This window comes from Brevibacterium sp. CSND-B09 (assembly GCF_052906525.1).
The window spans coordinates 3,455,584-3,474,139 of record NZ_JBREGI010000001.1; the positions used below are offsets into that span (position 1 = coordinate 3,455,584).

General features: G+C 66.6%; 15 protein-coding genes. 14 read left to right on the forward strand and 1 reads right to left on the reverse strand.

What is annotated here, in order from left to right; genetic code table 11:
* Positions 1 to 84 precede the first annotated feature (84 nt).
* From infB to ACU4IU_RS15545, 11 genes are all read left to right on the forward strand, one after another.
* Positions 85 to 3,003 carry a translation initiation factor IF-2 gene (gene infB, locus ACU4IU_RS15495; RefSeq protein ID WP_139468787.1) on the forward strand — a complete coding sequence of 973 codons (2,919 nt, stop codon included), beginning with the start codon at positions 85 to 87 and terminating at the stop codon, positions 3,001 to 3,003.
* 189 nt (positions 3,004 to 3,192) lie between these two features.
* A complete protein-coding gene (gene rbfA, locus ACU4IU_RS15500) occupies positions 3,193 to 3,627 on the forward strand; it encodes a 30S ribosome-binding factor RbfA (protein ID WP_446657217.1) in 435 nt (144 codons plus the stop codon).
* 194 nt (positions 3,628 to 3,821) lie between these two features.
* Positions 3,822 to 4,697: a ligand-binding protein SH3 gene (locus ACU4IU_RS15505; RefSeq protein ID WP_446657218.1), complete on the forward strand. Its 876-nt coding sequence runs from the start codon at positions 3,822 to 3,824 to the stop codon at positions 4,695 to 4,697.
* Positions 4,698 to 4,708: 11 nt separating this feature from the next.
* Positions 4,709 to 5,647: a tRNA pseudouridine(55) synthase TruB gene (gene truB / locus ACU4IU_RS15510; protein ID WP_446657219.1), complete on the forward strand. Its 939-nt coding sequence runs from the start codon at positions 4,709 to 4,711 to the stop codon at positions 5,645 to 5,647.
* Positions 5,648 to 5,746: 99 nt separating this feature from the next.
* Positions 5,747 to 6,388 carry a hypothetical protein gene (locus ACU4IU_RS15515; protein ID WP_139468783.1) on the forward strand — a complete coding sequence of 214 codons (642 nt, stop codon included), beginning with the start codon at positions 5,747 to 5,749 and terminating at the stop codon, positions 6,386 to 6,388.
* Positions 6,378 to 6,749, forward strand: a complete 372-nt coding sequence (locus tag ACU4IU_RS15520) for a hypothetical protein (protein ID WP_139468782.1) — start codon at positions 6,378 to 6,380, stop codon at positions 6,747 to 6,749. The genes ACU4IU_RS15515 and ACU4IU_RS15520 overlap by 11 nt, the downstream gene beginning before the upstream one ends.
* A gap of 90 nt (positions 6,750 to 6,839) precedes the next feature.
* On the forward strand, positions 6,840 to 7,778 hold the full coding sequence (locus ACU4IU_RS15525) for a bifunctional riboflavin kinase/FAD synthetase (protein ID WP_139908423.1): 939 nt from the start codon (positions 6,840 to 6,842) through the stop codon (positions 7,776 to 7,778).
* 91 nt (positions 7,779 to 7,869) lie between these two features.
* Positions 7,870 to 8,139, forward strand: coding sequence for a 30S ribosomal protein S15 (gene rpsO / locus ACU4IU_RS15530; protein WP_039210907.1), 270 nt, complete (start codon positions 7,870 to 7,872; stop codon positions 8,137 to 8,139).
* A 333-nt stretch (positions 8,140 to 8,472) separates the two neighbouring features.
* Positions 8,473 to 10,695 carry a polyribonucleotide nucleotidyltransferase gene (locus ACU4IU_RS15535; RefSeq protein ID WP_139908422.1) on the forward strand — a complete coding sequence of 741 codons (2,223 nt, stop codon included), beginning with the start codon at positions 8,473 to 8,475 and terminating at the stop codon, positions 10,693 to 10,695.
* A gap of 62 nt (positions 10,696 to 10,757) precedes the next feature.
* Complete coding sequence (locus tag ACU4IU_RS15540) at positions 10,758 to 12,029, forward strand: M16 family metallopeptidase (protein WP_446657220.1); 1,272 nt, start codon at positions 10,758 to 10,760, stop codon at positions 12,027 to 12,029.
* A 77-nt stretch (positions 12,030 to 12,106) separates the two neighbouring features.
* A complete protein-coding gene (locus ACU4IU_RS15545; RefSeq protein WP_181272036.1) occupies positions 12,107 to 12,694 on the forward strand; it encodes a TetR/AcrR family transcriptional regulator in 588 nt (195 codons plus the stop codon).
* 105 nt (positions 12,695 to 12,799) lie between these two features.
* On the opposite strand, the gene ACU4IU_RS15550 is transcribed toward ACU4IU_RS15545, so the two are convergent.
* The gene (locus ACU4IU_RS15550) at positions 12,800 to 13,465 is read right to left on the reverse strand and encodes an SDR family oxidoreductase (RefSeq protein ID WP_446657221.1); all 666 of its coding nucleotides are present in this window, start codon (positions 13,463 to 13,465) and stop codon (positions 12,800 to 12,802) included.
* A gap of 115 nt (positions 13,466 to 13,580) precedes the next feature.
* On the opposite strand from ACU4IU_RS15550, the gene ACU4IU_RS15555 reads away from it, so the two are divergent.
* Genes ACU4IU_RS15555 through ACU4IU_RS15565 form a run of 3 tightly spaced genes read left to right on the forward strand, consistent with a single transcriptional unit; the run spans position 13,581 to position 18,494 of the window.
* Positions 13,581 to 14,765 carry a Glu/Leu/Phe/Val dehydrogenase dimerization domain-containing protein gene (locus tag ACU4IU_RS15555; protein WP_446657222.1) on the forward strand — a complete coding sequence of 395 codons (1,185 nt, stop codon included), beginning with the start codon at positions 13,581 to 13,583 and terminating at the stop codon, positions 14,763 to 14,765.
* A gap of 4 nt (positions 14,766 to 14,769) precedes the next feature.
* Positions 14,770 to 16,857, forward strand: coding sequence for an acetate--CoA ligase family protein (locus ACU4IU_RS15560; protein ID WP_446657223.1), 2,088 nt, complete (start codon positions 14,770 to 14,772; stop codon positions 16,855 to 16,857).
* Positions 16,858 to 16,859: 2 nt separating this feature from the next.
* Positions 16,860 to 18,494 (forward strand): thiamine pyrophosphate-binding protein, encoded by a 1,635-nt coding sequence (locus ACU4IU_RS15565; RefSeq protein ID WP_446657224.1) that lies wholly within the window; start codon positions 16,860 to 16,862, stop codon positions 18,492 to 18,494.
* Positions 18,495 to 18,556 lie beyond the last annotated feature (62 nt).

Sequence of the window (18,556 nt, forward strand, 5' to 3'; positions counted from 1 at the left end):
GAATTCGAGAGAGCAGTGAAATGAGTACTGCTCTTCATTGATGAGGTTCTTTCCTGACCGGGAAAGAACCCGGACAGGAGAACTGTGGCAAAGCCCCGTGTCCATGAGCTCGCGAAAGAGCTCGGCACAACAAGTAAGAACGTCCTCGAAAAGCTCCAGGACATGGGCGAATTCGTTCGCTCCGCCTCTTCGACGCTCGAAGCGCCCGTCGTGCGCCGCGTGAAGGAGGCATTCGCCGATTCCTCTTCCGCTGATGGTGAGAAGTCCACCGGCGCGAAGAAGGCCGCCAAGCCGGCCGCGAAGCCCGGAGCCCCGAAACCCGGTGCGAAGCCCGCACCCAAGCCCGCCGCGAAGTCGGCCGCCAAGCCGGGTGCTGCGAAGTCCGCCGGTGCGGCGAAATCGGCCCCCGCCGAGGATGCCGCCCCCGCTGCGAAGTCCGCACCGAAGCCTGCCGCCAAGCCGGCGACCCCGGCTGCCCCGGAGGCAGCCGAATCGACCGAGGCTCCCGCTGCCAAGCCGGCTGCCTCCTCGGCGCCGAAGCCCGGTGCCCCGAAGCCGGCTGCCGCACCCAAGCCCGGTGCCCCGAAGCCCGGCGCTCCCAAGCCGGGTGCTGCCGGGAAGCCCGGCGGTCGTGGTGCCGCGCGTCCCGGAAACAACCCCTTCGCTTCCTCGCAGGGAATGCCGAAGCCCGGTCGCGGACCCAAGCCCGGCGGTCGTGCCGGCCAGGGCGGTCAAGGCGGTCAGGGTGGCCAGGGTGGACGCCCCGGAAACAATCCGTTTGCGCCTTCGCAGGGAATGCCGAAGCCCGGCCAGAAGCAGCGCGGATCCGGTGAGGAATCCTCGGGCGGTCCCCGTCCGGCACCTCGCCCGGGCGCACCACGCCCGAACCCGTCGATGCTGAAGAACTCGGCACTGAACAAGCCCGCTCCCGGCCGCGGTCGCGGCGGCGGACGCGGAAACGCCCCAGGCGGCGGCGCACCCGGTGCCCCGGGCGGCGCTCCCGGCGGTCCTCGTCGTGGACCCGGCGGCGGTCCCGGTGGTCGCGGTTCAGGTCGCGGTCGCGGAAGCACGCAGGGTGCATTCGGCCGCGGCGGCGGTCCCCGTCAGAAGGGACGCAAGTCGAAGCGGGCGAAGCGCGCAGAGCTCGAACAGATGCAGGCTCCCTCGGTCGGTGGCGTCACCGTTCCGCGCGGAGACGGCAACACGCCGCTGCGTCTGCGTCGCGGCTCCTCGCTGGCCGACTTCGCCGAGAAGATCAATACCGATCCGACGAACCTCGTGACCGTGCTCTTCCACCTCGGTGAGATGGCCACGATCACCCAGTCCCTCGACGAGGCGACCTTCGAGGTCCTCGGCGAAGAGCTCGGCTACAAGATCGAGATCGTCTCGCCCGAAGACGAAGATCGTGAGCTGCTGGAGACCTTCGACATCGACCTCGATGCCGAAGCCGCAGAAGAGGACGACGAGGACCTGCAGGCACGTCCGCCGGTCGTCACCGTCATGGGTCACGTCGACCACGGTAAGACCAAGCTGCTCGACGCGATCCGCTCGGCCAATGTCGCTTCCCGCGAAGCCGGCGGAATCACCCAGCACATCGGTGCCTACCAGGCCGAGGTCGAGCACGAGGGAGAAGACCGCAAGATCACCTTCCTCGACACCCCCGGTCACGAGGCGTTCACCGCCATGCGTGCCCGTGGTGCGAAGTCGACGGACCTCGCGATCCTCGTGGTCGCCGCCGACGACGGCGTCATGCCGCAGACGATCGAAGCTCTCAACCACGCTCAGGCGGCCGATGTGCCGATCGTCGTGGCCGTGAACAAGATCGACAAGGAAGGCGCCAACCCCGCCAAGGTCATGCAGCAGCTGACCGAATACAACCTCGTGGCCGAAGAATACGGCGGCGAGACCATGTTCGTGCCGATCTCCGCGCTCAAGCGCGAGGGCATCGACCAGCTGCTCGAATCCGTTCTGCTGACCACCGATGCGGCCCTGGACCTGCGGGCGAACCCCGACAAGTCCGCTCGCGGCATCGCGATCGAAGCCAAGCTCGACAAGGGCCGCGGTGCGGTTGCCACCGTCCTCGTCGAGTCCGGCACCCTGCGTCAGGGCGACGCCATCGTCTGCGGCACCGCCTACGGACGTGTGCGTGCGATGTTCGACGAGAACGGAAACGTCGTCGAGGAGGCCGGACCCTCCCGCCCCGTGCAGGTGCTCGGCCTGTCGTCCGTCCCGCGTGCCGGTGACTCGTTCATCTCCACCGATGACGACCGCACGGCCCGTCAGATCGCTGAGAAGCGTGACGCCATCGAGCGCAACGCCGCTCAGGCCCGCGGTCGCAAGCGCATCAGCCTCGAGGACTTCACGAAGGCTCTGGCTGAGGGCAAGGTCGACATGCTCAACCTCATCCTCAAGGGTGACGTCTCCGGTGCTGTCGAAGCGCTCGAGGATTCGCTGCTCAAGATCGATGTGGGCGACGACGTCGACCTGCGGATCATCCACCGCGGCGTCGGTGCGATCACGGAGAACGACATCAACCTGGCCACGGTCGACAACGCGATCGTCCTCGGCTTCAACGTCCGTCCGGAAGCGAAGGCTCGCGACCTGGCAGACCGCGAAGGCGTCGACGTCCGCTACTACTCGGTCATCTACCAGGCGATCGACGACATCGAGTCCTCGCTCAAGGGCATGCTCAAGCCCGAGTACGAAGAGGTCCAGACCGGTACCGCGGAGATCCGCGAGGTCTTCCGCTCCTCGAAGTTCGGCAACATCGCCGGTTCGATCGTCCGCGACGGCCTCATCAAGCGGAACTCGACCGCTCGCGTCACCCGCGACGGAATCGTCATCGGCGACAACGTCCACATCGAATCGCTGCGCCGGTTCAAGGACGATGCGACCGAGGTCCGCGAGGGCTACGAGTGCGGTATCGGACTCGGCAAGTTCAACGACCTGCGCGTCGGCGACATCATCGAGACCTTCGAGATGCAGGAGAAGCCGCGCGACTGATCGGTCGCACAGCGAGTTCCACCCGCTGATTCGACAGCGCAGCAGCGCAGCCGAGGAGGATGGGACTCACATCGTGAGTCGACGGCTCCGGTCGGCCCCCGAACGGGGGACCGGCCGGAGCCGGTTCGATTGCACAGCTAATATTGGGTCGGAAGAGTTGTTCCGGCCCCGAACAGAAGGACACACACCATGGCAGACTCGACACGGGCCCGCAAGATCGCCGACCAGATCAAGGTCATCGTCGCCAGCACCATCGAGCGCAAGCTCAAGGATCCCCGCCTCGGCTTCGTCACCGTCACCGATGTTCGCGTGACCGGCGATCTGCAGCACGCCACCATCTTCTACACCGTCTACGGCGACGACCAGGATCTCGTCGGCACCGGTCATGCCCTCGAATCGGCCAAGGGCTTCATCCGCTCCGAGGTCGGCAAGGGGCTGACGATCCGTCTGACCCCGAGCCTCGAATTCATCGCCGATGCCGTCCCCGAGGCGGCCGCCCGTCTCGACGGGCTGCTCGCTCAGGCCGCCGCCGACGACGCTCGAGTCGCCGGATTGGCCAAGAACGCGCAGCATGCAGGTGATTCCGACCCGTACAAGAAGGCCGACGACGCCGACGAGGAGTGATCATCGCATTCCAGCGAACAGACTGCATCGCGCCTGGTCATCGGGTGGAGAGCGGCGGAACGGCCGTTCCGGGGCCGATTTGAGCTTCGTCACGTCACGAAAAAAGTTCTCGTAACAGTTTTGTTATCTTTCCGAGATGTCGTAGACTTTTTGCGGTAACGAAATGATTACGACTCTGTTAAGGGAATTCTGCATTGGGTAAGCACTCCTCACCGAAGCCGTCGTTCGCGAAGCAGCTGATCCGGGACCTGACTCCCGGCAAGCGCCCCGCAGGCCGACGCGCAGCGAATGCGCCGTCCTCGGCGACTTCCGTGCTGGCGACCGTCAAGCAGCGTCCCGTCGTCGCCGCGATCGCCGTTCCTGCAGCCGCGACCGCCGCCGTCGTCGGTTCGACCGTCGTCATGGGTCCGCCCGAGTCCGGCAACGTCACCACCGAGGCCGCATCGACGACCCCCGAGGAGTCGACCGCTGCCTCGACCCCGAGTCAGAAAGAACTCGACGCCGAACGCAAGAAGGCCGGCGAAGAGTACCTGGAGAAGGTCAAGGACGACCCGAAGTACAAGAACAAGACCTCGAAGACCGATCTCGAGGTCAAGGCTCCGCCGAAGCCCAAGCCGACCGCGGAATCCTCGGCTGCTGAGGAGAGGAGCGACGATTCGTCCTCCGATGAGAAGTCTTCCGATGAGAAGTCCTCCGGCGAAGGCACCTCCTCGGACACCTCGGCACCGCCGTGCAGCGTGTCCTCCTCGATCGAATCCGGCCTGCTGCCGAACGCCGTCAACGGCTACCGTGCTGTCTGCGCGAAGTTCCCCGAGGTCAAGACCTTCGGCGGACGTCGCCCCGGCACCGGTTCGGATCACAACACCGGTGAAGCCGTCGACATCATGATCACCGGATCCACCGGCGACCGCATCGCCGAATACCTCATCCAGAACCAGAGCGCCCTCAACGTCAAGTACGTCATCTGGAAGCAGCGCATCTGGATGCCCGGACAGGGCTGGAAGGGCATGGAGGATCGCGGAGACGCGACCGCCAACCACTTCGACCACGTGCACGCGTCCTTCAACTGATCGCACACCCAGTGAGCGATACTTCCCCACAGGGCGTCCTCGTCTGTGACAAACCGCAGGGGCTGAGTTCCCACGGCGTAGTCTCCCGCATCCGCCGCTGGTTCGGGACGAAGAAGGTCGGCCATGCCGGCACTCTCGACCCGATGGCCACGGGCGTCCTAGTGCTCGGCCTCGGCCGCGGCACCAAGCTGCTCACCTACATCACCGGGGTCTCGAAGACCTATTTCGCCACCGTCCGCCTGGGGTCGTCGACCCCGACCGATGACGCCGATTCCGAGCCCGATCGCTTTGCCGACCCGTCCGATCTCGCTCGTGTCGACGCTGCGGCCATCGAAGCCGCCGTGGCCAAGCTGCGCGGCCCCATCGATCAGGTGCCCAGTGCCGTCTCGGCGATCAAGGTCGACGGCAAGCGTTCCTATGCCCGTGTCCGTGCCGGTGAGAACGTCGAACTCAAGGCCCGTCGTGTCGAGGTCTCGGAGTTCCAGATCATCGACATCCGCTTCGCCGCCGAGGACGGGCATATCGACGTCGATGTCGAAGTCGACTGCTCGTCGGGCACCTATGTGCGCGCCCTGGCCCGCGATATCGGCACCGACCTCGGCGTCTTCGGCCATCTCACCGCGCTCAGGCGGACGCGCGTCGGCGATTTCCATATCGACCAGGCCGTGACCCTGCCCGAGGACCTCGACCTCCCCGCGCCCAGCCTCATCTCCCTCGCCGAGGCGGCCCGCACCCTCCTGCCCGTCGTCACCGTCGATGCCGAGCGGGCCCGCGCCCTCATGCAGGGCAAGATCGTTGAGGCTGGTGACTGGCATATAGGCTCCGACGCCGGCGACGCGGGGAACCGAGAGGTCGCCGTCATCTGCGATGACGCCCTCGTCTCCGTGGCCGAAGTGCGTCGGAATGGCGGTCTGAAGTCGCTGACCGCCTTCGCCATCGACCTCGCCTGAGGGGCTCAGTCTTCACGCTCGAAACAACTAAATAGTTTGTATTCATCAGATACAACCGAAACCATTGTGTCTGAGGCTATCATCTGGTCTACTTGTCCTATGTTTGTCTTGACCATCGACCAGCAGGATTCGCGGTCGAACGCCGACGCGGTGCCCCGCATCCTCGATGCTCTCTCTCCGATCGACACGGTCGTTCCCTTCGCCCGCACCATCGGTGACGAGGTCCAAGGGGTCCTCGACGGTCCCGACGCCGTCGCCGAGGCGGTGCGCCGTATCGGCATCGACTCCGGTTGGCATATCGGCCTCGGAATCGGCGAGGTCGAACGGCCGCTGCCCGAGACGACCACCGAGGGTAGGGGAGAAGCCTTCTACTCCGCTCGCCAGGCGGTCGAAGCAGCCAAATCCGCACCCGTCCACCTCGTCGTGAGCGCCGACCCGGACGTCGTCAGCGCCGATGCGGACAGTGACCATCGTGGGCTGGCGGAGGCAGCTCTGCGGCTCCTCATCAGCACGCTGACAGAGCTGCGCGGTCACTCCCGCGGCTACGTCGGATACCGACTGGACCACCCTGATGCCACTCAGGCCGAGATCGCCGCGGAATTCGACGTCTCCCAACAGGCGGTCTCTCGGGTGCTGGCGGCCGGTCCCGCCGAGATCATCGCCGGGGCCGAGCATCTGGCCCGGCACCATCTCGACCGGCTCCAACGAGCCCTATCGGAAGGAGACGCACATGTGGACTGACGTGCTCGTCGCCATCGCCGCCGCCATCATCGCGGCCCTCATCGGCTGGCCACTCGTCCCGCTTCTCCTCCGTCTGACCCATGCGGGCCCGGGCTCCAAGCCCGAACGCACAGGAGCCGAGGACGTCGAAGTCCTGCGCGGCGGACTGTGGATCGGCATCGTTGAACGCGCACTCATCGCCGGTGCGATCGTGCTCGGTCGCCCCGAACTCATGGCCGTGGTCATCGCGGTCAAAGGGCTCGGGCGCTTCGCGGAGATCAAGTCCTCGGCGGCCGCGGGGGAGCGGTTCATCATCGGCACCTTCGTCTCCATCGCCTTGGCCTCCCTCCTCGGCGTCATCGGGTGGGCGATCGTCGCCTGAACCCGTCCTTCCGCCTCGGCGAGGTCCGGGTTAGGAGGCGGAAGATCTCTGCGATAATCTGAATCGGTGCACGGAAGGAGCGAATGTCTGGTGGAGCTGTATCACGGACTCGGTGAGGTCGAGGTCGACGCTGTCGGCACCGTCGTCACCCTCGGCAACTTCGACGGCGTGCACCGCGGACACGAAACGGTCCTGACCACCGTCGCCGCCCTGGCCAGGCAAGAAGGCCTGCGCTCGATCGCAATGACCTTCGACCCGCACCCGCGCACGGTCCACCGCCCCGACGAGCCGACCGTGATGATCAACTCGACCCGGCAGCGCGCCGACCTCATCGCCGCCACCGGAATCGACGGCCTCCTCATCCAGCCCTACGACCTCGACTTCGCCGCCCAGTCGGCCGAGGAATTCGTGCGCCGGTACTTCGTCGAAGCCCTGCGCGCGAAGATCGTCGTCGTCGGCGACGATGTCCGGTTCGGCAAGGACAACGAAGGCACGATCGAGACTCTGCGCCGCCTCGGCGAGAAATTCGGGTTCCGGGTCGAAACGATCGACGAAGTCGGGCGCGGGGGACGGTATTCGTCCTCCCGGATCCGGGAGCAGCTCACCGGCGGTGATGTCGCCGAGGCGGCCGACCAGCTCGGGCGCTACCACGCCCTCCACGGCACCGTCGTCCACGGCGATGCCCGCGGCCGCGACTTGGGATTCCCGACGGCGAACCTCTCGGAGAATCCCGATGGACTCGTCCCCGCCGACGGCGTCTACGCCGGCTGGGCGACGTTCTCCGGTGAGGATCAGGCGTACCCGGCCGCGATCTCCGTGGGCACGAACCCGACCTTCCAGGGGCAGGTCCGACGGGTCGAGGCGTACGTGCTCGACAAGGAATTCGGCGAATTCGACGTCTACGACCGTGAGATGACTCTCGAATTCGTCTCCCGCATCCGTGGGCAGGTCGCGTTCACCGGGATGGACGACCTCATCGTGCAGATGCATGAGGACATCGCCGATGTGCGTGAGGTCCTGCACACCTGATAAGCTGATCTCTGCCGTTTTCACCGGCCGCGGTCCCATAGGGCAGAGACTTCAGGTCCCTGCGCCGCGCAACGACACGAAGGAGAACTCCATGGCTCTCGATACCGCTGTGAAGCAAGAGATCATCAAGGAATATGCAACTCATGAGGGCGACACCGGTTCTCCCGAGGTCCAGGTTGCACTGCTGACCCGCCGGATCACCGACCTGACCGAGCACTTCAAGGATCACAAGCACGACCACCACTCGCGTCGTGGCCTGCTGCTCCTCGTCGGCCAGCGTCGCCGCATGCTCAAGTACCTCGCGAAGGTCGACATCGAGCGTTACCGCTCGCTCATCAAGCGCCTCGGCCTGCGCCGCTGATTCGACTCAGCGCAGCTGAAATGGAAGCGTCCCACCTTCGGGTGGGGCGCTTCTGTGCTTCTGCGGTAGACTTCGTACCGGACAACCACGCCATGGACGTTTCGGTCTTCGGTAGTGGCCTCCGGAGGAATGAGCGCTTGAGCGCCGGTTCCGTGGGCCCCGATCGATGACCGGCTTGGATCCATGGGATGTCCGAGCCAATATCCCGCCGGAACGACGCGGGGTCGCGCACTGCCGAGGCACACCGCCGAAGGCAGCGCGTCCACTCGTGCGTTGAGAACTATCACCTGCGCACCGCAGACCACCGCGTGCCGGCACAACATAGGAGACTACGTGGGACTCAACCCTGAATCCGCCGTTGCCCATATCGACAATGGCAGCTTCGGTTCGCACACCATCCGCTTCGAGACCGGGCGTCTGGCTCAGCAGGCCGCCGGCTCCGCCGTCGCCTACCTCGACGACGACACCATGCTTCTCTCGGCCACTGCGGCCGGCAAGAACCCCCGTGAGGGCTTCGACTTCTTCCCTCTGACCGTCGACGTCGAAGAGCGCATGTACGCCGCCGGACGCATCCCCGGTTCGTTCTTCCGCCGTGAGGGACGCCCCTCGACCGATGCGATCCTCACCTGCCGCCTCATCGACCGCCCGCTGCGCCCGTCCTTCGTCAAGGGCCTGCGCAACGAGGTCCAGGTCGTCGTCACCGTGATGTCGGTCAACCCCGACCACCTCTACGACGCCCTGGCCATCAACGCAGCCTCGATGTCGACCCAGCTGTCGGGTCTGCCGTTCTCCGGCCCCATCGGCGGTGTGCGCATCGCGCTCATCGACGGCCAGTGGGTCGCCTTCCCGAACCACTCGCAGCTCGAGGACGCCGTGTTCAACATGGTCGTCGCCGGTCGCGTGGTCGGTGACGACGTCGCCATCATGATGGTCGAGGCCGAAGCCACCGACAACGCCATCGACAAGATCAAGACCGGTGCCCAGGCCCCCACCGAGGAGGTCGTGGCCGAGGGTCTCGAAGCCGCGAAGCCGTTCATCGCCGAGCTCTGCCGTGCGCAGTCCGAACTCGCCGATCGCGCCGCGAAGCCGACCGTCGAATTCCCCGTCTTCCGCGACTACGAGGACGACGTCTTCGAAGCCGTCAGGGAACTCGCCGAGGCGAAGCAGACCGAGAACTTCAAGATCGCCGACAAGCAGGAGCGCGAAGCCGCCGGCGCCGCCCTCCTCGACGAGCTCTTCGAGAAGCTCGGTGAGCGCTTCGAAGGCCGTGAGAAGGAGATCGCGAACGCTCTCAACGCCCTGACCAAGCAGGTCGTGCGCAAGCGCATCCTCACCGACCAGGTCCGCATCGACGGGCGTGGGCTCAAGGACATCCGTCCGCTCACCGCCGAGACGAACGTCGTTCCGCGCGTGCACGGTTCGGCCATCTTCGAGCGCGGCGAGACCCAGATCCTGGGCATCACCACGCTCAACATGCTCAAGCTCGAGCAGACCATCGACTCCCTGTCGCCGGTGACCTCGAAGCGCTACATCCACCACTACAACTTCCCGCCCTACTCGACCGGTGAGACCGGCCGCGTGGGCAGCCCGAAGCGCCGCGAGATCGGCCACGGTGCACTGGCCGAACGCGCCCTCGTGCCCGTTCTGCCCAAGCGTGAGGACTTCCCGTACGCGATCCGTGAGGTCTCCGAAGCCCTCGGTTCGAACGGTTCGACCTCGATGGGCTCGGTCTGCGCCTCGACGCTGGCCATGCTCTCGGCCGGTGTGCCGCTGCAGGCGCCCGTCGCCGGCATCGCCATGGGTCTCGTCTCCGACGTCATCTCCACCGACCAGGGTGAGCAGACCGCGTACGCGGCTCTGACCGACATCCTCGGTGCCGAAGACGCCTTCGGCGATATGGACTTCAAGGTCGCCGGTACGCGTGACTTCATCACCGCGATCCAGCTCGACACCAAGCTCGACGGCCTTCCCGCCTCGGTGCTCGGTGCCGCCCTCAAGCAGGCCCGCGAAGCACGCATGGTCATCCTCGACGTCATCGCAGAGGCCATCGACGCTCCGGCCGAGATGGCACCGACGGCACCGCGGATCATCTCCGTGAACATCCCCGTCGACAAGATCGGTGAGGTCATCGGGCCCAAGGGCAAGATGATCAACCAGATCCAGGAGGACACGGGCGCGGACATCAGCATCGAAGACGACGGAACCGTCCTCATCGGTGCCACCGACGGACCGGCCGCCGAGGCCGCCCGGTCGATGATCAACGCGATCGCGAACCCGCAGGTTCCCGAGGTCGGCGAACGCTACCTGGGCACCGTGGTCAAGACGATGAGCTTCGGCGCATTCGTGTCCCTGACCCCGGGCAAGGACGGCCTGCTGCACATCTCCGAGCTGCGTAAGCTCAACGACGGCAAGCGCGTCGAGGACGTCGAAGACGTCGTCGGCGTGGGCCAGAAGGTCCAGGTCGAGATCACGAAGATCGATGACCGCGGCAAGCTGTCGCTGGCTCCGGTCACCGACGAAGACGAGAAATCGGACGAAGAGGGATCAGACAACTGATACTGAGCAGTTCGCACACCGGGGAGGGCAGCCGAATCGATCGGTCTGTCCTCCCCGGTGGTTTGACGCTGACCACCGAACACATGCCGGGTCTGGCCTCGGAGACGATCGGGATCTGGGTTGCAGCCGGGTCCCGTGACGAATCCGCAGAGACCGCCGGCTCGACGCATTTCCTCGAGCACATGCTGTTCAAAGGCACCGGCAGCCGCGATGCGAAGACCATCGCCGCCGCCTTCGACCGCACCGGCGGGGATTCGAATGCGATCACCGCCAAGGAGCTCACCTGCTACTACTCCAGGTGCCTGGTGACGGATCTGCCGAACATCACGGGCCTGCTCGTCGATATGGTCTCGAACTCCCAGCTCGACGTCGAGGAGTTCGAACGCGAGCGCGGTGTCATCATCGAAGAGCTCGCAATGTCCGCCGACGATCCCGGAGACGTCCTCTTCGACGACTTCGATTCCCTTGTCTTCGGGCCGCATTCGCTGGCCCGGCCCGTAGGTGCGACGAAAGATCAGATCCGCGTGCTCGGTCACCACACGGTCATCGACCACTATCAGTCGACGTATATCCCGCCTCGTCTGGTCATCGCCGCCGCGGGCGGGGCGACCCACGAAGAGGTCCTCGCGATGGTTGAGGATGCCCTCGCCGAGGCGGGGCTCGGATCCCGTGCCGACGTCTGGTCGGGCGCGGGGAACGGGGACGCCGCCTCGGTGGCGAAAGGCTCCCACCTCGGTGGGGCCGCACGGGTGCGTCCGGAGTTCCACTCCGGGAAGTCGCACACCGTCAAAGACATCGAACAGCTGGGCGTCATGCTCGGCTGCGAAGGCCTGCCCGAAGGCGACGACGACCGGTTCATCTACTCGGTCATGCTCACCATGCTCGGCGGGGGAATGTCGTCGCGGCTGTTCCAGAGCGTGCGAGAGGAGCGCGGACTGGCCTATGCCGTGAACTGCGTGGCCAGTCAGTTCACGGATACCGGCACCTTCGGCATCTATGCCGGATGCACGGCCGAGAACGCTCAGGCCGTCGTCGATCTGGCGGTGAGCGAATGGGATCGGTTGGCACAGGTGACACCGAGCCAGTTCGAGCTCGACGAGATCGTGTCCCAGCTGTCGGGGTCGATGGTGCTCGGACTCGAGTCTTCTGCGGCGCGGATGAATCGTCTCGCCCGGTCGGAGATCTTCGGGCTGCCGCTCGAATCGCCGATGGACCTCATCGAACGCGTCCGCTCGGTCACGGCCGAGGACGTCAGCGAGATGGCCGGGCGGCTGCTGTCGCGGCCCAAGGCTCTGGCGCTGGTCGGACCGGCCGCCGAGGTCGAACTGCCCTGATCGCGTCGCCGCGTTCGGGGCGTCGAGCCTCGGGCGCGGGATGCCGTCCGGCTGGAACGTGAAAGGAGACAGGCGAGATGGCGAGGAAGAGCGCAGCGGTTCGCCGGGAGGAGATCCTGGCGGCCACGGTCGAGGAGATCGAGGCGACGGGTCTGCGCGCGCTGCGCGTCTCCGACGTCGCCGCGCGTCTGGGCTTGAGCGCCAGTCTCGTCATCTACCACTTCGAGACGAAGGAAGCCCTCGTCGCCGAGGCCTTCGATTTCGCCGGGCGGCAGGACATCGACCGTGCCCGGGAGCTGGCTGCCGGGCAGGTCTCGGCTCTCCAGCGACTGCGGGACGTCGTCGGCTGGTACCTGCCAAGCGGCTCCTCGCGCAGTTGGAAGATCTGGATCGACGCTTGGTCGGCCGGACTCTTCGATGCTGGTCTGAGAGCAACATTCGCCGCTCTCGACCGGGAGTGGAAGTCGATTCTCGTGCACCTCATGGACGAGGCCATCGCGGCGGGGGAGTGCACGGCACCTGAAGGCGGCACCGCGTCGGGCGCGACCCGGGTCCTCGCCTTCCTCGACGGCCTGGCTATCCAGGTGATGGTCAATTCGGAGACCGTTGACACAGAGGCGCTGAGCACCTGGGTCGACGACTTCCTCACCCGCGAACTCGGCTGAGGGTGATTGTTGGGTCGATCCACGGTGTTCTGCACGTCTAGAACGCCGCGGATCGACCCAACAATGCTTCCGTGCGGTCATGTGGTCGACTGCCGTGCACTCCCATCAGTAGCGAGCGGAGAACCCTCCGTCGGCAGACAGCATCTGGCCGCTGATCCACCGACCCTCAGCAGAGAGCAGAAATGCAGTGACCCCGGCGATGTCGCGAGGAGTGCCCATGCGGCCGAGTGGCTGATAAGGGATCAGCCCGGTCCTCGTCTCTTCGTCCATCCAGCCCGTATCGATCGGCCCAGGATTGACGACGTTCGCAGAGATCCCCTTCGGTCCGAGTTCCCGCGCAGCGGAGATGACGATTCGATCGAGCGCGCCTTTCGATGCTCCATAGGGCAGATTGCCCGTGGCGTGATCGCTGGTGAAGGCGACGATCGCGCCTCCCGACTCGCCGATCTGCTTCGCGAACGCCGCGATGAGGAGCAGCGACGCGCGTGCGTTGACAACCATGTGGCGGTCGAAGCTGTCGGCGGTGGTGTCCAAGATCCCGGACTCTTCGCCGTGCGCATGGCTGAGCACCAATCCGTCGATGGTGCCATGATCCCTGCTCACCCGACCGACCAGCTCCTGCGCTTCCTGAGCCGATGACAGGTCGCACGGGTAGTCTCCGCGATCGAGATCGCTCGTGCACACGGTCCAGCCGTCGGACGACAGTCGTGCGGCCACTCCCGCGGCGATGCTGTTCTCTCGTTCGGCTCCGGTGATGAGTGCTGTCGGCATGCTTCGATCCTAGCGGCCTTGACGTGGTGGCCCTCACCCGGACAGACTGGAGTCACACGTCTTACTGAATAGCGGTTCAGTAAGAGTCTTGAGACGCCGATCTTTTGGGAGCCCCATGTTCATGGACATCACTTGGCAGGATCCGGACACCGGTGCACACGGGTACGTCGTCATCGACACCCTCGTGCGCGGCACCGCTTCGGGCGGTCTGCGCATGCGCAAAGGCTGCACCCTCGAGGAGGTGCGCGGACTCGCCCAGGGGATGACCCGCAAGGAAGCGATCCATCTGCGCGAGGGCCGACACTATGTGCCCGTCGGCGGAGCCAAGGGCGGAATCGACTTCGACCCCCGCGCACCCGGAGCCAAGGACGTCCTCGAACGCTTCCTCGTCGACATCAACCCGATCATGCACGCCTACTGGGCCCTCGGCGAAGACCTCGGCGTTCGCCAGGACGACATCGACGAGATCCTCGCCCGCCGCGAACTCGGCTCGGGACTCTCCGCCGTCAACAAGCTCGTCGACGATCCCGTCGCCGTCGAGGCCCGTGCGGAGAAGGCCTTCTCCGCCATCGTCGACGGCGTCGCCCAGGACGAACTCGTCGGCGGCCTCGGTGTGGCCACCTCGGCGATTGCGGCCCTGCACGACGCCGGCCGCGACCCCAGCGAATCCACCGCCGTCATCCAAGGATTCGGCTCCATGGGCGGTGCCACCGCCCGCTATCTCGCCGAGGCGGGACTGCGCATCGTCGGCATCGCCGACGCCGACGGGTTCGTGTCCAACCCCGCTGGGCTCGACGTCGAAGCGCTGCTGGTCACCCGGGACCTGTTCGGCGGTATCGACCGCGAAGCGCTGCGCCCGGAGGACCTCGTCGGCGATCGCGACGATTGGCTCGCCGCCGACGCCGATGTCCTCGTCCCTGCGGCTGTGAGCTACTCGATCACGCCGGACAACTGCGACCGCGTCACCGCCTCACTCATCGTCGAGGCCGCGAACATGCCTGTCCTGCCCGCGGCCGAAGAGACGCTGCTGGCTCGCGGCGTCACCGTCGTCCCGGACTTCCTCGCGAACTCGGCGACGAACGCCTGGTGGTGGTGGGTGACCTTCGGCGACGTCGACGGCAGCTGGGAGGACAGCCGCACCATCGTCACGACGACCCTGCGCGACCTCACCGCCGAAGTCCTCACCGCAGCCCGCGACCAGGGCATCAGTCCCCGGGCGGCCGCTCAGGCGAAGGTCGATGCGAATCTCGCAGCCTTGGGCAATCGCACTGCCGCTGCCGCTTCGGCGCCGGAAAGCTAGCGACATGGACGCGTTCTTCGATCCCGGCAGCGTCGCCGTCCTTGGAGCATCGAACGATTCCAGCAAATGGGGTTTCTGGCTCGCCGCCGGAGCTCTGCGCGGGGCCGAGCGCCGCCGCGTCTACCTCATCAACGCCACAGCCGGCTCGATCCAGGGCCAGCCGACGTACGCTCGCCTGAAAGACCTGCCGGAGACGCCCGAGCTGCTCGTCATCTCCGTGCCCGGCCCCACCGTCGCGGGAGTCGTCGCCGAAGCACTCGAGAACGGAGTGCGCGCCTTCCTCATCATCTCCGCCCGCGTCCCCGACGCCGACCAACTGGCTGCCACTATCCGTGAGACCGGCGGCCGCCTCATCGGCCCGAACTCGCTCGGGATCGTCGACTCACACGCCGATCTGCTCCTGGCCTGGGGCAACTTCATACCCGGAAGTCTCGCCGTGGTCACCCAGAGCGGCCAGCTCGGCACGGAGATCGCGACACTCGCGGCCCGCAGCGGACTCGGCGTCTCCCGATTCGCTTCGATCGGCGGACAACCCGACGTCCGCGCCGCCGAGGTGCTCGCCACCCTCGTCGACGACCCCGCCACCGCTCAGGTCGCGCTCTACCTCGAATCCTTCACCGGCGGAGCCGCCCTCGTCTCAGCCCTCAAAGCCCTGCGCGCCGCCGGGAAGCCGACGATGATCCTGACCACCGGAGCCTCCAGCGCAGGAGCGCGACTCGCACGATCCCACACCGGATCGATGACCTCGGCCATGGACACCATCGACGCCGCCTGCCGGGCCGCCGGCGCCATCCGCCTGGCCACCCCCGGACAACTCGTCGAACTCGCCGGATTCTTCGCCTCCGCCTGGCTGCCGAAAGACCGGCGCATCGGTGTGCTCTCCGACTCCGGCGGGCAGGGAGCGATCGCCGCCGACACCGCCGAGAGCTGGGGACTCGACGTGCGCGAACTCAGCGCCGGCGGTGCCGGACGTGTGAGCGAACTGCTGCCCGAGGCCGACCACATCGTTAATCCCATCGACCTCGACGGCGCAGGAGAGAAGAACCTTGATGTCTATGCTGACCTCGCCGAGGTGCTGCTGACCGATACGGACATCGACGCTGTCGTCCTGTCCGGATACTTCGGCTGCTACGGCGAGGACGTCCCCGACCTGCGCGACCGAGAACTGGCTGTCGTCGATCGTCTGGGCGAGCTCGTCGCCGAGGCGAAGAAGCCCGTCATCGTCCACTCGATGAGCGCATCGTCGCCCGCCGTCACCCGCCTCTGGGAGCTCGGCATACCCGCCTACACCTCCATCGAAGCGGCCATGCGCGTGCTCGCCCGCGCCGGCTTCTACGCCGCCCATTCGGGTCGGCTCACCGAATCCCTCGAACTCACCGGCCCCGTCACCCCGTGGGGCACCGGATATGCGGCCGCCCGAGCGGTGATCGCGGGCGCTGGGATTCCCGTCCCTGCCGCTGTGACTGTGGGCAGCGTGGGCCCCGGGGAGTCCCGTGCACCCGCCGAGGCGGCCGCGTCATCCGATCTCAGACCGCCGTTCGCGCTCAAGGCCGGATGGCCCGCCCACAAGACCGAGGTCGGCGGCATCGTCCTGGGACTGAGCGATCTCCCCGCAGTCGAAACGGCATACGCGGACATGGTGGGTCGCCTCGGCGAGGGTGAGTACATCCTCGAGGAGATGGACACACGCGATCACGTCGTCGAGATTCTCGTCGGCGGTCGGCAGGACGAGAACTTCGGGCCGCTCGTCATCGTGGCCGCCGGCGGGACGGAGACCGAACTCTTCGCCGACACGTGGCTCGAACTCGCCCCCGTCACCCACACCGAAGCGCTGGACATGATCTCGCGGCTGAGCTGCTCGCGGCTGCTCACCGGATGGCGGGGCAGACCCGCCGCGGATATCGACGCCCTCGCCGAAATCATCGTCGCGGTATCCAGAATGGTGGCCGGGAACAACGCCATCGCCGAGATCGAGATCAACCCGGTGCGAGTTGCCCCGGACGGCGCCTTGGCCGTCGACGCACTCGTCGTGACGACGGAGAACCCGACCGCAGAGAACGTGCCAGCAGAGAAACCGAACAGCGAGGAATGAGAATGGACCAGACGACCATCACCGGCGGAGCACACCTGGCTCGTGCGCTCCAGGCCGAAGGGATCACCCGCGTCTTCGGAATCCCCGGCACCCACAACCTCGAGATCTTCGCGCAGCTGAGCGCCGCAGGCATCGACATCGTCTCACCTCGCCACGAGCAGGGCGCGGGCTACATGGCCGATGGAGCCGCCCGCGTCACCGGCGAGGTGCAGGTCATCGTCACGACGACCGGGCCGGCCGCGCTCAACGCACTCACCGCCCTGCTGCAGTCCTTCACCGATTCCGTGCCCGTCCTCCTCATCACCCCCGGCATGCCGTTGGCCCACCCCGGCCGCGGGAACGGACTCCTCCACGAAGTGCGCAACCAGTCCGCGGCGCTCTCGGCGGTACTGACCGAGGTCATGCGGGTCACGAGTCCCGGCGAGGTGTCGCTGGCAGTCGGGCAGTCACTGTCGGCGATGCGTTCAGGCCGGACCCGCCCGGCCGCCATCGAGATCCCTCTCGATCTCATCGAAATCGCCGGCCCGGGCACGCTCCATCCGTCCTTGGCCCGGGCGCTGCCGGCTCCCGTGGCCTCCGAGATCGAGGCCGCAGCCGAGGCGATCGCCTCCTCCCAGCGCCCGCTCATCATCGCCGGGGCCGGAGCACACGGAGCAGGAGCGGAGGTCGCCGCTCTGGCCGAGTCACTTGGAGCGGGAATCGTCCTGTCCTCAAACGCGAAGGGACTCGTTGATGACCGCGCCGAGACCACCATCGGCGCCGTCGGGGTCCTCGAGCTGCTTCCCGAACTCACAAGCGATGCCGATGCGGTCATCGCGATCGGTACGGAACTGGCACCCAGTGACTTCTGGCCGGAACCCCTACCGCTGCCCGACACCGTGGTGCGCATCGACATCGACGAAGTGCAGATGCTCACGAACGCGACCGTCACCCATCCGATCCTCGCCGCCGCGAAGGCGGCGACCGCGGCACTGAACGAGCGCGTGACCACGATGCGCGCGGAATTCGCGACTGCCGCCGCACGAGACTGGAGGGCCGGCTGGAAGTCAAGGGCCGCCTCGGCGATGGAATCCGACGGCCGACCTTGGGCCGATCTGTCGGCCGCACTCACAGCGTTCACGGAATCGGACACCTCACCGCTCTTCGTCGCAGCGGATTCGACGATGGCCTGCTATTACGGGGTGCAGACCGGGTGGAAAGCTCGCTCCGGTGACCGGTTCCTCTACCCGGCCGGGGCGGGCACGCTCGGTTACGGGCTGCCCGCCGGCATCGGTGCGAAACTCGCGTACCCCGATGCCAGGATCGTCGCGATCGAAGGCGATGGGGGATCGATGTTCACGATCGCCGAACTCGCCGCAGCCGTGCAGGCGGGCGTGCGGATGTGCCTCATCGTCGTCGATAACGGCGGGTACGGGGAGATCCGCAATGAGATGGAGGACCGCGGGGACACTCCGTCAGGGGTGAAGCTCACCGGGCCGGATTTCCCGGCACTCGCGCAGGCGATGGGGGCACGCGGAATCCACGTCGACGGCGCGGACGCGCTGCTGGCCGCGCTCAGCGAGGCGGAGGCAGCGGTCGGCCCGACGCTCATCCACATCACCGAGGATTCCCGGGCCGGAGCGGACATGCTCGACTGACCGGGGACGAGGGACGTCGGCCGGGCGCAATGAGGCGCCCGACCTCCACTGACACTTCGAAG